Genomic DNA, 15680 nt, shown 5'->3' on the forward strand with positions numbered 1-15680 from the left:
AGCCGCCGGAATGTCCGACGGCTTTTTTGCTATTTTTCCTGCTTTTTCAGCTGGGCCAGAATATCGGCCAGAAGCTCGATTTCCGTTGGCCCTGCTGGTGCCGCGGGGGCTGCGGGCGGCGGCGGGAAAGCTTTGTTGACCAGCTTGACGACCATGAAAATGGCAAAGCCGATAATCACAAACTGAATGACCGCATTGATGAACAGGCCGTAGGAGATGGCCGCTTCAGCCGTGCCTGCGGCCTCATTGGCCGGCACCATAACCCACTTCAGGTCAGAGAAATCCACACCGCCGGTCAGCACGCCAATCGGCGGCATAATGATATGATCAACCAGCGAGGAAACGATATTACCAAAGGCGGCACCGATGACCACACCGACCGCCAGATCAAGCGCATTGCCGCGCGCCAGAAAGGTTTTGAATTCTGAAATAATGCTCATAAAAAATCCTCAGGACCCATCTACAGCGGGCCTATTCGTTATCGTCGCCGGTCAGGTTCAGACGCTCACGCAGTTCCTTGCCGCTTTTGAAAAAGGGCACATGTTTGGCTGGCACAGATACCGCTTCGCCGGTGCGCGGATTACGACCCGCACGCGCCGGACGCGAGCGCACCGATAAGGCCCCGAAGCCACGCAACTCAACGCGTCCGCCCTTTTCAAGGGTGTCGATCATGGATTCGAGAATCAGGTTTACCACCCGCTCCACATCCTTTTGCGTCATGTGCGGATACTCGGACGCCAATCGCTCAATAAGCTCAGATTTTAACATCGTATCCCCCGGAAAGTGGAGTTTTCGTCGACTCAACATGATTGAAAATGAATGACGGATCAAGGGGTTGTTGGTAAATTAACTTAATGATAGCGCTACCAATTCATAGTTGTGATCAGACGCCACAGCCTTAAACCCTTACAGACTAAGGCTGTGGGCAAAAAATAAGCCCCTGTAGCGGCCAGACAATAAAGTCCTTTTGCTACAGGGGCTTAAATTCAAGCCGGACTATGCGTCCGGTTCAAACTATTCTTTGGTCGACTATTCCTTGGCCAACTACTCCTTGGACTGGCGAAGCGCCGCACCCAGAATGTCGCCGAGCGATGCGCCGGAATCCTGCGAGCCGTACTGCTCAATGGCTTCCTTTTCCGCCGACATTTCCAGAGCCTTTACCGAAACGCTGACCTTACGGGCGGCCTTGTCGACATTGGTGATCTGGGCATCGAGACGGTCGCCGACGGCGAAACGCTCAACGCGTTGTTCGTTACGGTCACGCGACAGGTCAGACTTACGGATGAAGGCCGACACAGGTGCGTCGTCTTCACCGAACTTCACTTCGATACCACCCGAAGTCACTTCGGTTACGGTTACGGTGACAGTCTGGCCCTTCTTGAAGGTGTCGCCCGTCATCGGATCGCCGCCCAGTTGCTTAACGCCGAGCGAGATGCGTTCCTTTTCGACGTCAACGTCCAGAACCTTGGTCTTGATGACATCACCCTTCTTGTACTTGGTGATGGCTTCTTCGCCAGCCACGTTCCAGTCGAGGTCAGACAGGTGAACCATGCCGTCGATGTCGTTTTCAAAGCCGATGAACAGACCGAATTCGGTCGCATTCTTGACTTCACCTTCGATCGTCGAACCGACAGGGTGCTTCGAGAGGAAGTCATCCCATGGGTTGGCCTGAGCCTGCTTGAGGCCGAGCGAAACGCGACGCTTTGCGGCGTCAACTTCGAGAACAACCACTTCAACTTCCTGCGAAGTCGAAACGATCTTGCCCGGATGGACGTTCTTCTTGGTCCATGACATTTCGGAAACGTGCACCAGACCTTCAACGCCTGATTCCAGCTCAACGAAGGCGCCGTAGTCAGTGATGTTGGTGATACGGCCCGAGAACTTGCCGCCGACCGGATATTTCAGGTCAACACCATCCCACGGATCGGACTGAAGCTGCTTCATGCCGAGCGAGATACGTTGCGTGTCGGGGTTGATCTTGATGATCTGAACCTTGACGCTGTCGCCGACGTTGAGGACTTGTGACGGATGCGAAACGCGCTTCCACGACATGTCGGTAACGTGCAGCAGGCCGTCGATGCCGCCGAGGTCAACGAACGCACCGTAATCGGTGATGTTCTTGACGACGCCGTCACGGATTTCGCCTTCGGCCAGCTGACCGACCAGCTCGGTGCGCTGCTCAGCACGGGCTTCTTCGAGGATCGCACGACGCGACACAACGATATTGCCACGCGGACGGTCCATCTTAAGGATGGCGAAAGGCTGTTCCTTGCCCATCAGAGGCGCGATGTCGCGTACCGGACGGATGTCCACCTGAGAACCAGGCAGGAAGCCCGAAGCGCCGTCCATATCAACCGTGAAGCCGCCCTTAACGCGACCAACGATCGTACCCATGACCGGCTCGCCTTTGTTGAACACGACTTCGAGGCGTGTCCAGGCTTCTTCGCGGCGGGCCTTTTCACGGCTGATGACGGCTTCGCCAACAGCGTTTTCAACGCGCTCAAGGAAGACTTCGACGGTGTTGCCGACCTTCAGGCCAGCGGCGTCGGAACCGAATTCCTTAAGGGGGATGCGGCCTTCGGTCTTCAGACCGACGTCAACGATGACGTAATCTTTTTCAACGCCAACGACCAGACCGTGTACGACCTGACCTTCAAGCATGTCGCGGCCGTGCAGGCTCTCGTCCAGCAGGGCAGCAAAATCGTCACGTGACGGATTATATTCGCTCATAAAGTTCTCAGTTTGGTTGGCGACCGGCACGGCGGAATTGACGGGGCACGCATCAGGGCGCGGGACACACATCAGGCCGTAACGGGCGGCTTTGGGATAAAAAGGAGATATTCAGATAGAGTCAGCCGGATACGAGAATCCGCAAAGGCAAGAATCGTGATCCCTGATCATCTTCGATAAGATCGCCGGTTAGATTTAGCTCCTTTAATGGGAGCCACGGCGGTCTTTCACGATACGTCGCGCATGTTCTATGGCGGCCTCTATACCTAAATCGGTGGTATCTAGCAAGACCGCATCTTTGGCCATTTCCAGTGGCGCGGATGAGCGCGACGAATCGCGCTCGTCCCTCAGGCGGATATCGGCCAGAACCTCATCAGGCGTAAGATCGGGCGTATCCTTCACCAGTTGCAGCCAGCGGCGGTGTGCGCGCACCTCAGGGGCGGCGGTGACAAATATTTTCACATCGGCATCCGGCGCAATGACCGTGCCTATATCACGGCCATCAAGTATCGCACCCGAAGGCTGCTGCGCGAAATCGATCTGAAACTGTTTCAGGGCCGTGCGCACCTCAGGAATGGCGGCGACCTGAGAGGCCCACTCGCCGGCCCCTCTGCCGCGAAGTGACGGATTTTCCAGAAGTTCAGGCGTAATATCAGAGGCCAGCGCGGCAACAGCGGCGGCATCGGCCATATCGCCCTGAGCCTCAGCGCGCAGGAAGCCAATGGCGCGATACAGGAGGCCGGTGTCCAGCATCGGCAGGCCATAGTCAGTGGCAATGCGCGAGGCGAGCGTGCCCTTGCCCGACGCAGCGGGGCCATCAAAAGCAATAATCAGCGGCTTGGTCATAATCAGACCGATTACACCGCTTACAGACCTGACGTAACAAAAAAGCACAAAGCTTTAGTCAAATTTTACAATGGGTCTGTTATACAGGCCACCAATTATCATCAGGAAGACCGCAGGAATATCTATGAGCCAACGCAAGTATTTCGGCACCGACGGCATCCGTGGCCGTGCCAATACCTTTCCCATGACCGCCGAGGTCGCTTATCGCGTCGGTATGGCGGCTGGAAAGATGTTCATGTCGGAAAGCGACCGGCGGCATCTGGTGGTTATCGGCAAGGATACGCGCCTTTCGGGCTATATGATCGAACCGGCACTGGTGGCGGGTTTTACTTCTGTGGGCATGGATGTGCGCCTGTTCGGGCCGCTGCCTACACCGGGCGTGGCCATGATGACACGTACCATGCGTGCCGATCTGGGGGTGATGATCTCGGCCTCGCATAATGCCTTTGCCGATAATGGTATCAAGCTGTTCGGGCCGGATGGCTATAAGCTGTCGGATGAGGTCGAGCTTGAGATCGAAGCGCGCATGGACGGCAATATCCTTGAGGGTGTGGCCGATGCCCACAAGCTCGGTCGGGTGCAGCGCGTTGATGACGCCCAGTGGCGCTATGTCGAAATTGCCAAGGCCACCTTCCCGCGCGACCTGCGCCTGAATGGTCTGCGCATTGTCATCGATTGCGCCAATGGCGCTGCTTATAAGGTGGCACCGACCGCGCTTTATGAACTGGGGGCCGAGGTGTTTTCCATCGGCGTGGCGCCTGATGGTGTAAATATCAACGAGAAATGCGGTTCGACCCGCCCTGAAGCCATGATCGAAAAGGTCAGGGAACTGCGCGCCGATATCGGGATCGCGCTCGATGGCGATGCCGACCGTGTGGTGGTCTGTGACGAAAAGGGCCAGATCGTCGATGGTGATCAGATCATGGCCATTATTGCCTCTCACTGGGCATCCAAAGGCCAGCTTAAGGGCGGCGGGGTTGTGGCGACGGTCATGTCAAACCTTGGGTTTGAGCGCCTGATGCAGTCCAAGGGCTTAAGCCTTGAGCGCACCAAGGTGGGTGACCGCTATGTTATGGAGCGTATGCGCGAAGGCGGCTTTAATCTGGGGGGTGAGCAATCCGGCCATGTGATCATGCGCGACCATGCGACGACCGGTGACGGGCTTATGGCCGCGCTTCAGGTGCTGGCCGTGCGCGTGGAGTCGGGCAAGCCGGTCAGCGAACTGGCTCACCAGTTCAAGCCGGTGCCGCAATTGCTGAAGAACGTGCGTTTCAGCGGTGAAAGCCCGCTGAAATCAGAAGCCGTTCAGGCGGCTATCGCTGAGGCCGAAGAACTTTTGAAGGGCGAAGGCCGCGTTCTGGTGCGCCCCTCAGGCACCGAGCCCCTGATCCGCGTCATGGCCGAGGGCGATGACGAAGCCAAGGTCAAGGCCGCCGTTCAGCAAATCGCAGACGCCATAGCCCACTAAAAGAAAAAGCCCCTTCCGATTTTTAACCGGAAGGGGCTTTTCATTTTAAGCCATATGGAACACGTGTTTTAGGTCAGTGGCGACCGGCGAATTATCAGGGTTAGAATCCATGATGTCTGCCATGTAGGCCCACCACTTTTTCATAACCGGATGGCTCGGCAGATCGGCCATGCCATGATCCGCCGTACGCTTAAGGACACCGAATAGGGTCAGGGTTTCCGTATCGAGAAAGATCGAATAGTCCGACACGCCGGCCTCATGCAGCAGGTCAGACAGTTCCGGCCAGATTTCATCATGGCGCTTTTGATATTCGGCCTCAAAGCCCGGCTTAAGCTGCATCTTGAAGGCATGGGTTTGCAAGGTCATGGTGAGATTCCTTTAAAAAGATCAGTTACCTGAAACGGCGGTGACGACTTCGCGCATTTGCGGCCAGTCCGTCGGTTTCAGCTCGAAATTGCGAGGGTCAGCGGGCTTTGCCGGATCAAAGGCCACAAAATCAGGTGCAGGCTTAAGATCAAGGCCTGAGGCCGGATCCGTGATGACGGTGGCGACATAGTTGGCAATAACCCACGCGCCATAGGCATTATGGTGGGTTTTGTCCGCCCCGTTCTGACCGAAGGCCAGAGGGCTGATGTCCGGCCCGAGTGCCTCATAGAAGGTGGTGGTTTGTTGCGTCAGATCAACGAGCGGCAGCTTAAGCTCGGCGGCCACGTCGCGTACCGCCTGATCATACTGACCGTGGGTATTCTCGATCTTACCGTCTTTGAAGAAGCGGCGCGCCACAGGGCTGATGAGCACCACCTGAGCGCCACGTGTCTGGGCGTCCGCAGCAAAGGCCTTAAGCCATGCCGGATAACCGGCTTCGGCGCTGACATAGGTGCGCGGCCACTGCTTTTTCTGGTCGTTATGGGCAAACTGAATGAGGACAATATCGCCTTCGCGCACCTGACTGAGCAGCTTGTCCCAGCGCAGAGAAGTGACAAAGGATTTCATGGTTTCACCCGAACGGGCGTGATTGGCGACCGAAACATCGTTGCTCAGGAAACGCGGCAGCATCTGGCCCCATGAGGCATAATCCGCGCCCCCCTGATCACTTACGGTCGAATCGCCCGCCAGAAAGACGCGACGCGGCTGTACGGCCTCAATGGTGATTGAACGCACCTGAGCAATGTCAGGCCCCGATGCGCTGATGGTCAGGCGGTTGTCCCAGTTGCGGCTGATATTTTCATCTCCGCGCAAGCCGACCTTAGGGGCATTGACATCCTGCTCGGATTTTCCATCCAGAAAGGGCGTGCGCATATTGGCGATAAATTCGACGGTGCGCTTTTCCGAGCGTTTAAGCACGACGGGCGGCAGCATCAGGCGGCGGTCTTCGGACCACAGGCTGGTGCGGCTGGGGCGGTTGCCCGAGTCCAGCTCAATACGCACCCGATAATCCCCGTCGGGTACACGCACGGAGAAAGCCTGTTCATTGCCATTAAGCTGGCTCGTGAAACCGTAACCCGCCGTGTCATTCCACGGCTCGGCCGTCCTGACAGAGATGGCACCGACCGGAAGTGCCTTTTTGGATGCAGCATCGGTGGTGAAGACATAGGTCTGTGTCATAGGTTTCCGGTCATTTTGGGCCGCCTCAGCCAAGGCCGGTAAGGGCGCACCCAGAAGCCCAATCAGGGCTATCGCGGCACATGTCTGTTTCCGCCAATTTGTCTGATTGATTTTGATCATATTGCCGCTTTTCGTGCGCACATCAGTCCCTTTTATGCTCGTTTTTGATATTTTTTCATTGATATGCGCATTAGTCAATGTCATCTTAGCGCCCAAACGGGGGCTGGCCTGCACGGCCCCGCCTGTCCGCATGGACAGATAAAAGCCAGTTACTGGGAACTCCCTGAAGGAAGACCGAATTTATGATCTACTTTGCCACGCGCCCAAAGAGCGTGACCTTGTCGCGAATTGTAAAGTCTCAAACCTCACGTGCCGTGCTGATGGCAGCCTTAATAGGCATGGGCGGCCAGGCGGCGGCTCAGGAACTGGGCATCCCTCAGGCCTCGGATACCGCGCCTTATAATACGCAGGCAGCCACCGCTGCGGCGTCAGGTAAGGTCAGTCAGGTCAATCTGGGCGCAACGGCTGAAAAAGACGGGCCGGTCTTTATTATGACCAGCTTTCTGGCATCGTCGCAGAACACCCTGAGCCTTTTTGCCTCTAATGACGGCATCAATTTCAACACCCTGCGCTCGGAAGCCTTCCAGCCCGAAGAGCGCCTGCTGCGCGATCCGTCGATCATCCGTCATACGGATGGCTATTATTACGTCGTCTATACGACTGACTGGAACGGCAGCGATTTCGGAATCCTTAAGTCAAAGAACCTGAAAGACTGGGAATTCGTCCAGCACGTGCCGGTTAAGCTTGCGGGCGTGAAAAACGTCTGGGCACCGGAATGGTTCCGTGACAAGGACGGGTCACTTAAGGTTATCGTATCGCTTTCCGCTAATGGCACCGAAGGCCCGTTTGGCGCCTATATTATTGAGGCCAATGCCGATCTGACCCAGTGGTCCGACCCGATCCCGATGCAGGGCCTTCAGGGCAACTATATCGACACCTTCGTCATCGCTAACGAAGACGGCAGCGGCTATACCGCCTTTACGAAAAACGAAACCACCAAGTTCATCGAACTGGCGACCGCCAAAACCCTCAAGGGGCCGTGGAAGCTGGAAAAGACCGGCGACTGGGCCGGCTGGGGTGGCCCTTCCGAAGGTCAGGCGCTGGTTAAGCTGCCGGACGGCGGCTGGCGCATCTATTTCGATGACTATATGACCAAGCACTATTGGTATTCTGACAGCCATGACGGCTTCAAGACGTGGACGCCGAAGAAGGAAATCGGCGGCGTATCCGGTTCGGTGCGTCACTTCACCGTCCTGTCGGAAGATCGCAAGGTCTATAACGAAGTCACGAAGCCTGCGGGCACACCCAAGACCATCACCTGGGATGAGCACTCCCTGATGGTTGATGGCGAACGCATCGTCGTCTGGTCGGGCGAAATCCACCCCTTCCGTCTGCCTAACCCGTCTCTGTGGCGCGATGTCATCCAGAAGATGAAGGCCTCAGGCTTTAACGGCGTCGCCTTCTATTTCGACTGGGGTTATCACTCCCCGTCTCCGGGCGTTTATGACTTCTCCAATGTGCGTAACGTAGAGCGTGCGCTGGAAATTGCGGCCGAAGAAGGCATGTATGTCATCGCCCGTACCGGCCCCTATGTGAATGCCGAACTGACCGGCGGCGGCTATCCCGGCTGGATGCGCCGTCAGCGCGCCGAAGCCCGTACCGACGACCCCCTCTATCTGGCGGCCACCGATGAGTGGATGAGCCAGATCAACCCGATCATCGCCCGTCACCAGCTGACGACCGGTGGCGGCACGGTCATCGCCTATCAGCTTGAGAACGAACTGGGTAAGGTTGAGCCTAAGCACGTCCGTCAGATGGAGCATCTGGCGGTCAAGGCCCGTGAAGATGGCATCACGGTTCCGTTCTTCCATAATGCGGCGGGCCGTCTGCCTGACTGGACGCCGAAGAACTCAACGGCTCCGTGGGCGAACCCCGGGCCGACCGATCTCTATGCCTTTGACGGCTATCCCGGCGGCGTCTGTGACGTTCATGCACAACCCGGCACGCCGAATATTGCCCCTGACTGGGGTATCTACGGCAAGAACATCCCTAAGGTCGGTTCGCTGTCTTCGCCTAACACACCGGGCTTTGCCGCTGAACTGGGTGGTGGCTGGTTCGATTACTGGGGCTCGAACGGTACCTATGAGTGTACCTCAAAGCGTCAGGGCGTTGGCTATCAGCGCGTGTTCTATGGCACCAACCTGATCAACCGCATTACCATCCATAACGCCTATATGACGTTTGGCGGCACCTCATGGGGCTGGCTGGCAGGGCCTGTGGTCTATACCTCTTATGACTATGGCGCGGCGATTTCCGAAGACCGTGGCTTGCGTGACAAGGCCTATGCCCTCAAGCAACAGGGCATGTTCGTTCAGGCGGCTGAAAAAGTGCTGGGCGAAATGGACAAGGGCCCGATCCTCAAGCCGACCAACGACAAGCTTCAGGTCTATCACAACATCAATCCGACGCTCGGCACCCACATCCTGTTTGCCGTGCATAATCCGTCGAATGCCGTCACAGATGACCGCGGCACGTTTGAACTGACGACCAAAGACGGCACCTATACGATTCCGGTGCGCGTCAATGGTCAGGACGCCAAGATGCTTCTGGCATCCTATGCTATGGAACGTCAGCATCTGGTCTATTCCAACTCGGAAATCCAGACGCACTTCCAGCATGGCGAACGCGATGTGGTGCTGCTGCATGGCCGTACCGGCGAGGATGGCGAAACTGTCCTGCGTTACAGCTCTGCGCCTAAGGTCACGGTGCTGTCGGGCAAGGTGTCTTCACGCTTTGACGCCCGCAAGGGCGATCTGCGCCTGAACTATAAGCACGAAGGTCTGGCCCGCGTGCTTGTCACCGGCGGTGGCCGTGCGCCGATGCTTCTGTTGCTCGCTGATGAACAGACCAGCTGGCACTTCTGGCGTCAGGATACCGAAGCCGGTGCCGTGCTTCAGCACACCCCTGCCCTTGTGCGTACGGCTAAAATCGACGGTGGCGCTCTGGCCCTGACTGGTGACACCACCGAAGCCAGCGCCTTTGAAATCTGGGCACCTGCGGCCCTGCAAAGTGCGACCTTCAACGGTGAGGCTCTGGCCCTGACGGCGCAGTCTGACGGCAGCTATAAGACCAATGCGGTCAAGGGGCCGGAGACCATCACCCTGCCGAAGCTGGCCGATCTGAACTGGACGCGTCGCTTCGATTCGCTTGAAGCCAATCCGGCGTTTGATGACTCAGGCTGGATCAAGGCGGATGCCCGCCCGTCTGCCGCCCAGACCTGGACTATGCCCGAACGCGGTCAGCCGACCCTGTCGATGAGCGATTACGGCTTCCACCACGGCGACGTCTGGTATCGTGGCCGCGTCAATATCACCGACCCGAAGAACAACCAGCTTGAGCTGTTCTACGGTGCCGGTGGCGCAGGTATGGTGCAGGTGTGGTTCGACGGCAAATATGTCGGCATGGACGAAATGGACACCGGCCGCTCCTTCCCGGAAACCACCGACAGCGTAAAGCTGACCCTGCCGGTCGAAAAGGCCGGTGAATATGTCATCGCGGTTCAGGTACGTAACAACGGCCATAACTGGAACCTGATGGCCGATGATTACCACCGTGAAGCGCGGGGCCTTATCGCAGCCAACCTGACCTCCAAGGGCGGCAACCGTTTTGCGGTGCCGATCGAGTGGCGCATTCAGGGCAACAAGGGCGGTGAAAAGATTGCTGACCTTGTGCGTGGCCCGATGAACAATGGCGGCCTCTATGGCGAGCGCGAAGGCTGGTATCTGCCGCCAGCGCACGACAAGGACTTCGTCACAGGCTGGGACAAGGTTAAGACGACCGATGCCCCGCCTCAGGCCGGTACATATTGGTTGCGCACGACCTTTGATCTGGATCTGCCGAAGGATCACGACATTCAGCTGGGTCTGGCCTTTGGTGATACCACCAAGCCGCGCTCGGATCGTGACACCCGCGTTCTGATCTTTGTCAACGGCTGGAACATGGGTCAGTTCATCTCGCACATCGGCCCGCAACGTACCTTCGTCATTCCGCCGGGGATTTTGAACCCGAACGGTGAAAACACAATCGCGCTTGCCGTCACCACTGACGGCAAGCCGGAAAATGCCCTTGAGCCGGTCGAACTGGTCAATCTGCGCACCGCACGTGGCGGTGTGGAGCTTGAGATCATGCCCGCCTCACGCTATCTGCAACGCTAAACTGTCCTCCTGCTGCGAAGTATTTTACTATGTCTGTGAACACCAAGAACCAGATCCTGACACCAACCGATCCGTTCAACATTCATCCGCTGTTGCAACATCAGTCAGCCGCGCTTGGGGCTGACCGCAATGACTACCTCAGCGCGATCGATGGTCTGATCGACAATCTGGTCAATATCGAGGACACCTCGGGTGAGTTCCTGCTGCGACTGACCGATGGCCGCGTGATTGACACCAAGGCCTGGCACGGTTTTGAGTGGACGCAGGGCATTGGCCTTTATGGCATGTACAAGATCTGGGAGATGACCGGCGATAAAAAAGCCTGGGACATCATGATCAACTGGTTTGAAGACCGGTTTGCCGAAGGCTCACCATCGCGCAACATCAATACGGTCGCGCCGTTCTTAACTCTGGCCTATCTTTATGAGCGCACCGGTGATCGCCGCTATCTGCCTTATCTCGATGTCTGGGCAGAATGGGTTTATAACGAACTGCCGCGCACCGAAGAAGGTGGCTTCCAGCACATCGTCTATAACAGCGTCAATAACCAGCAGATGTGGGACGACACCCTGATGATGTCGGTTGTGCCGCTGGCCAAGATCGGCCTGCTGCTCAACCGTCCGCATTATGTCGAAGAGGCCAAGCGCCAGTTCCTCATCCACATCAAGTATCTGACCGATCGCAAGACCGGCCTGTGGTTCCACGGCTGGACCTTCGATGGCCGTCACAACTTCGCCAACGCCCTGTGGGGCCGTGGTAATTCGTGGGTCACCATTGTGATCCCTGAGTTTATCGAGCTTCTGGACCTGCCGAAGGACGACGCCTTCCGCATGTTCCTCATTGAGACCCTTGAGGCTCAGGTCAAGGCGCTGGCCAAGGTTCAGGCCCCGTCGGGTCTGTGGCGCACCATTCTTGATGACGAAACCTCATACGAAGAAGCCGCCGCTTCGGCTGGTTTTGCCTATGGTATCCTCAAGGCCGTACGTAAGGGCTACATCTCGAAAGAGTACGAAGCCATCGGCATCAAGGGGGCCAAGGCCGTCCGCGCCCATATCAATGACGCGGGCGAACTGACGCAGGTGTCGTTCGGGACACCGGTATTTAATTCGATACAGGAATATAAGGACATCCCCCTGACCTCTATGCCCTTTGGTCAGGCCATGGCGCTTCTGACCATGGGTGAGTTCCTGTATCGCTTCATCTAAACGACTGATTTTCCCGCCTCTTGCCAAAGGGGCGGGAAAATCCGTTTTGGCACTAAGCCGGACTTCCTGACGGCGACCTCAGGAGGTTTACTCGCTACCAAAGCACAATGGCCGCCGGGAGAGACTAAAGATGGCACCATCTGCCGTTCGTACACCTAAGTGGTATAATTACTGGGGCTGGGGTTCCGGTGACATGCTGGGCGCAGGCGCTCAGGCCGTCATCACCGGCTGGCTGTTCTATTTCTTCGTCACCTTCTGTGACCTGAGCGCGGTTGAGGCCGGTCTGATCCTCGGTCTGCCGCGTCTGCTTGAGGCCATTACGTGCCCGCTGATCGGCTATATTTCCGACAATCTGCGCCATACATGGATCGGTCGAAAGATCGGGCGGCGAAAGATATTTTTGCTGATCACCATACCGCTTCTGCCGTCTTTTGCGCTGCTGTTCATCACGGGCCAGAGCTTCTGGTATTACCTGTTCATCTTCATTTTCTTTGAGTTGCTCTACACCATGTTCCTCATTCCGTGGGAAACACTGGCTGCAGAAATGACCAAGGATTACAAGGAGAAGGCGAAATTTGCCGGTGCGCGTATGATCATTGCGCAGTCTTCGGCCATTCTGGCGTCTTACCTGCCCGCCTTCCTGATCCAGCAACTGGGCGGTGAGGATTCTCCGAGCACCTTCCTGATCATGGCCACCATCTTCGGTGTGCTGTTCTCGCTGGTGGTTATTCTGGTGGTCATTTTCTCATGGGAGCGGCCCTACACGCAGGACGAACTGGACTATAAGGACGACTCCTTCTCGCTGAAGAATGCCGCCAATATTCCGGTCAATATGTTCCGGGATCTGTTCTCTACGCTGCGCATCAAGGCATTCCGCCAGCATCTGTCGATCTATCTCGGCGGTTACCTGTCGCAGGATATCTTCAACACGGCCTTCCCGATCTTTGTGGCGACCGTTCTGCTGGGTGCCACGGCTGTTATCTCACAGCTGATGACCGTCATGTACATCGCCCAGCTTGTCTCGGTGATCATCGCTATTCAGATCGTCATCAAGACCGGCCCGACCACGGCTTATCGTATTGCCATTGGCTTCGTGATTGCCGCCCTTTTGTTGTATGCCGGTTTCTATGTATCGCAACCTGAAGGCTTCTCTGCCGGTCTGAATGCGCTTGACGGCAACCTGTTTGCGGCCTTCAGCGCATCGAACTTCGGCCTGATCTTCTGGCTGTTTGTGCCTATCATTCTGGCCGGTCTGGGTCGTGGTACGCTGAACTTCGTGCCCTGGTCAGTTTATAACTACCTGCCGGACGTGGACGAAGCGGTGACCGCTCAGCGCCGCGAAGGAATCTTTGCCGGTGTTATGACCTTCACCCGTAAGGCCGCCCAGTCTGCGGCTCTGATCGCAACCGGTTGGATTATTGATGCAGGGGGTTATATTTCACCTTCGAGCGTGCCCGCCGGTACAGTCGTCACCCAGACCCCCGAAGCCATCCACACCATCGTCTATGTGATGATTGGTGGCCCGATCCTGATGATGGTTCTGGGGGCGTGGATTTCGTGGTCATTCAAACTCAATGCCAAGACCCATGCGGTTCTGGTGCACGAGGTTGAGCGTCTGCGTGCCGGTGAAACCCAGCCTGAAACGCCTGAGTCAGGCAAGATCGTCGAAGATCTGACCGGCTGGAAATATGAAAACCTCTGGGGCCGTGGCAGGTCATAGGCATTGCCACCCCTCAGGTACCACTCTATGACACTTTATCCTGATATATGGGCCTCAGGGCCGAAGAGAGCATCAAGATGTTATTAAAAGACAAGGTATTACTGGTCACTGGCGCTTCAAAAGGCATTGGCGCGGCTATCGCCGTCGGGGCCGCCCGTCAGGGCGCAAAAGTAGGCATCAACTACGGCGGCGACTCTGCCGCCGCCGAAAAGGTTGTCGCCGAAATCAAGGGTTTCGGTGGTGAAGCCTTCGCCCAGAAAGGCGATGTGTCTGATCCCGCCGTGGCTCAGGCCTTTATTGCCGCCGGTGTCGAAGCCTTTGGCAAGGTCGATGTGTTCGTGAACAATGCGGGCATCTGCCCGTTCCACAGCCTGCTGGAAATGCCGGTTGAGGTCGTGGACCGCACCATCAAGGTTAACCTCAACGGCGCCTATTACATGGTTCAGGCCGCCGCCCAGCAAATGGTCAAGCAAGGCCACGGTGGCTCGATCATCGCCGTGTCGTCGATCTCGGCACTGGTCGGCGGTGAATACCAGACCCACTATACGCCGACCAAGGCGGGCGTGCTGTCGCTGATGCAATCAACCGCTATCGCGCTTGGCAAGCATGGCATCCGCGCCAATGCGGTTCTGCCCGGCACCATCCTGACCGACATCAACAAGGATGACCTCGCCGACGTCGAAAAGCGCACCTATATGGAAAAGCGCGTGCCACTCGGTCGTCTGGGTGCGCCCGAAGACCTCGCCGGGCCAGTCATCTTCCTTGCGTCGGACGAACTGGCGGGTTATGTCACAGGGGCATCCCTGCTGGTCGATGGCGGCATGTTCGTCAACCTGCAATAAACCGATATTATAACCGGATGCGCATGCCCCTACCCGCGTCGCCATCCGGTTAATTTCACCGCCTGAGCCCCGCCTGTTTTATCCGGCGGGGTTTTTTATGAAAGGGCCTGTCATGTGCCAGAACACTCTGTACCATAAGACCTATCATGCCACCCATCCCGACTCGATGGAGTTTGCCGATACGCAGGACCTGCGCGACAAATATCTGCTCGACAATATCTTCAATGCCGATCAGGTCACCCTTAATTACACCCATTTTGAACGCTTTGTGGTCGGCGGGGCGGCACCGGTTAATTCGACCCTGAAGCTGCCGGATCAGACGGAGCCAGCTTCGGCGGCGGGTCATCCGTTCCTTGAGCGCCGCGAACTGGGCGTCATCAATGTCGGCGGTGGCACGGGCGTGGTGAGCGTCGATGGCGTGGAATACGCGCTGGCACAAAAGGACGGGCTTTATATTCCGTCAGGCACAAAGGAAGTGCTGTTCAGATCGGATGAGGCGGCCAATCCGGCGCTCTATTATCTGACCTCAACGCCGTCTCACGCCCACTATGAGACGGTGAAGATTTCGATTGATCAGGCCGTGCCGCTTGAGCGCGGATCGCTTGAGCAATCCAATGAACGCGTCATCTATCAGTATATCGTACCGACCACCGCGAAATCCTCACAGTTGCTGCTGGGTCTGACGATCCTGTCGCCCGGTTCGGTATGGAACACCATGCCGCCGCACCTGCATGATCGTCGCTCCGAGGTCTATTTCTATTTCAATCTCGGTGAAAACGACCGCGTCTTCCATTTTATGGGAGAACCTGATGCGGCGCGTCATATCGTCATGAAAAACAACGAAGCTGTTGTCTCCCCGCCATGGTCAATCCACATGGGGGCTGGGACGTCGAACTATGCGTTTATCTGGGCCATGGGCGGGGAAAACCTCGACTATACCGATATGAATGTGCTCGATATCTGCCAGCTTGCCTAATCTCTGAAGTATAA

12 protein-coding genes are annotated in these 15680 nt (G+C 56.8%); 6 read left to right on the forward strand and 6 right to left on the reverse strand.

The features are described from left to right. Positions 1-29 precede the first annotated feature (29 nt). From mscL to cmk, 4 genes are all read right to left on the reverse strand, one after another. Positions 30-440 carry a large-conductance mechanosensitive channel protein MscL gene (gene mscL / locus E5201_RS00315; protein WP_140984011.1) on the reverse strand — a complete coding sequence of 137 codons (411 nt, stop codon included), beginning with the start codon at positions 438-440 and terminating at the stop codon, positions 30-32. A gap of 31 nt (positions 441-471) precedes the next feature. Continuing rightward, positions 472-768: an integration host factor subunit beta gene (locus E5201_RS00320; RefSeq protein WP_140984012.1), complete on the reverse strand. Its 297-nt coding sequence runs from the start codon at positions 766-768 to the stop codon at positions 472-474. A gap of 276 nt (positions 769-1044) precedes the next feature. After that, positions 1045-2802 (reverse strand): 30S ribosomal protein S1, encoded by a 1758-nt coding sequence (rpsA, locus tag E5201_RS00325; RefSeq protein WP_281280175.1) that lies wholly within the window; start codon positions 2800-2802, stop codon positions 1045-1047. A gap of 132 nt (positions 2803-2934) precedes the next feature. After that, a complete protein-coding gene (cmk, locus tag E5201_RS00330) occupies positions 2935-3576 on the reverse strand; it encodes a (d)CMP kinase (protein WP_140984014.1) in 642 nt (213 codons plus the stop codon). Between the two features lie 124 nt (positions 3577-3700). Between cmk and glmM the strand changes: the two genes are divergently transcribed. Continuing rightward, the gene (glmM, locus tag E5201_RS00335; RefSeq protein WP_140984015.1) at positions 3701-5044 is read left to right on the forward strand and encodes a phosphoglucosamine mutase; all 1344 of its coding nucleotides are present in this window, start codon (positions 3701-3703) and stop codon (positions 5042-5044) included. Positions 5045-5089: 45 nt separating this feature from the next. On the opposite strand, the gene rhaM is transcribed toward glmM, so the two are convergent. Both rhaM and E5201_RS00345 read right to left on the reverse strand, forming a co-directional pair. Further along, positions 5090-5410, reverse strand: coding sequence for an L-rhamnose mutarotase (gene rhaM / locus E5201_RS00340; RefSeq protein WP_140984016.1), 321 nt, complete (start codon positions 5408-5410; stop codon positions 5090-5092). A 21-nt stretch (positions 5411-5431) separates the two neighbouring features. Next, positions 5432-6649, reverse strand: coding sequence for a rhamnogalacturonan acetylesterase (locus E5201_RS00345; protein ID WP_246050335.1), 1218 nt, complete (start codon positions 6647-6649; stop codon positions 5432-5434). A gap of 302 nt (positions 6650-6951) precedes the next feature. On the opposite strand from E5201_RS00345, the gene E5201_RS00350 reads away from it, so the two are divergent. The 5 genes from E5201_RS00350 to kduI all read left to right on the forward strand — a co-directional run bounded on the left by E5201_RS00350 (position 6952) and on the right by kduI (position 15666). Then, a complete protein-coding gene (locus tag E5201_RS00350; RefSeq protein WP_140984017.1) occupies positions 6952-10923 on the forward strand; it encodes a beta-galactosidase in 3972 nt (1323 codons plus the stop codon). A 29-nt stretch (positions 10924-10952) separates the two neighbouring features. Further along, on the forward strand, positions 10953-12128 hold the full coding sequence (bglB, locus tag E5201_RS00355; protein ID WP_246050336.1) for a beta-galactosidase BglB: 1176 nt from the start codon (positions 10953-10955) through the stop codon (positions 12126-12128). 130 nt (positions 12129-12258) lie between these two features. Continuing rightward, positions 12259-13848: an MFS transporter gene (locus tag E5201_RS00360; RefSeq protein WP_140984018.1), complete on the forward strand. Its 1590-nt coding sequence runs from the start codon at positions 12259-12261 to the stop codon at positions 13846-13848. Positions 13849-13925: 77 nt separating this feature from the next. Continuing rightward, complete coding sequence (lra1, locus tag E5201_RS00365; protein WP_140984019.1) at positions 13926-14690, forward strand: L-rhamnose 1-dehydrogenase Lra1; 765 nt, start codon at positions 13926-13928, stop codon at positions 14688-14690. Between the two features lie 127 nt (positions 14691-14817). Next, entirely contained in the window at positions 14818-15666 is an 849-nt protein-coding gene (gene kduI, locus E5201_RS00370; protein WP_219993538.1) for a 5-dehydro-4-deoxy-D-glucuronate isomerase, read from the forward strand. Positions 15667-15680: the final 14 nt, after the last annotated feature.

Origin of the sequence: Asticcacaulis tiandongensis, assembly GCF_006475605.1 — a bacterium.
In the GTDB taxonomy this organism is placed as follows: Bacteria; Pseudomonadota; Alphaproteobacteria; order Caulobacterales; family Caulobacteraceae; genus Asticcacaulis; species Asticcacaulis tiandongensis.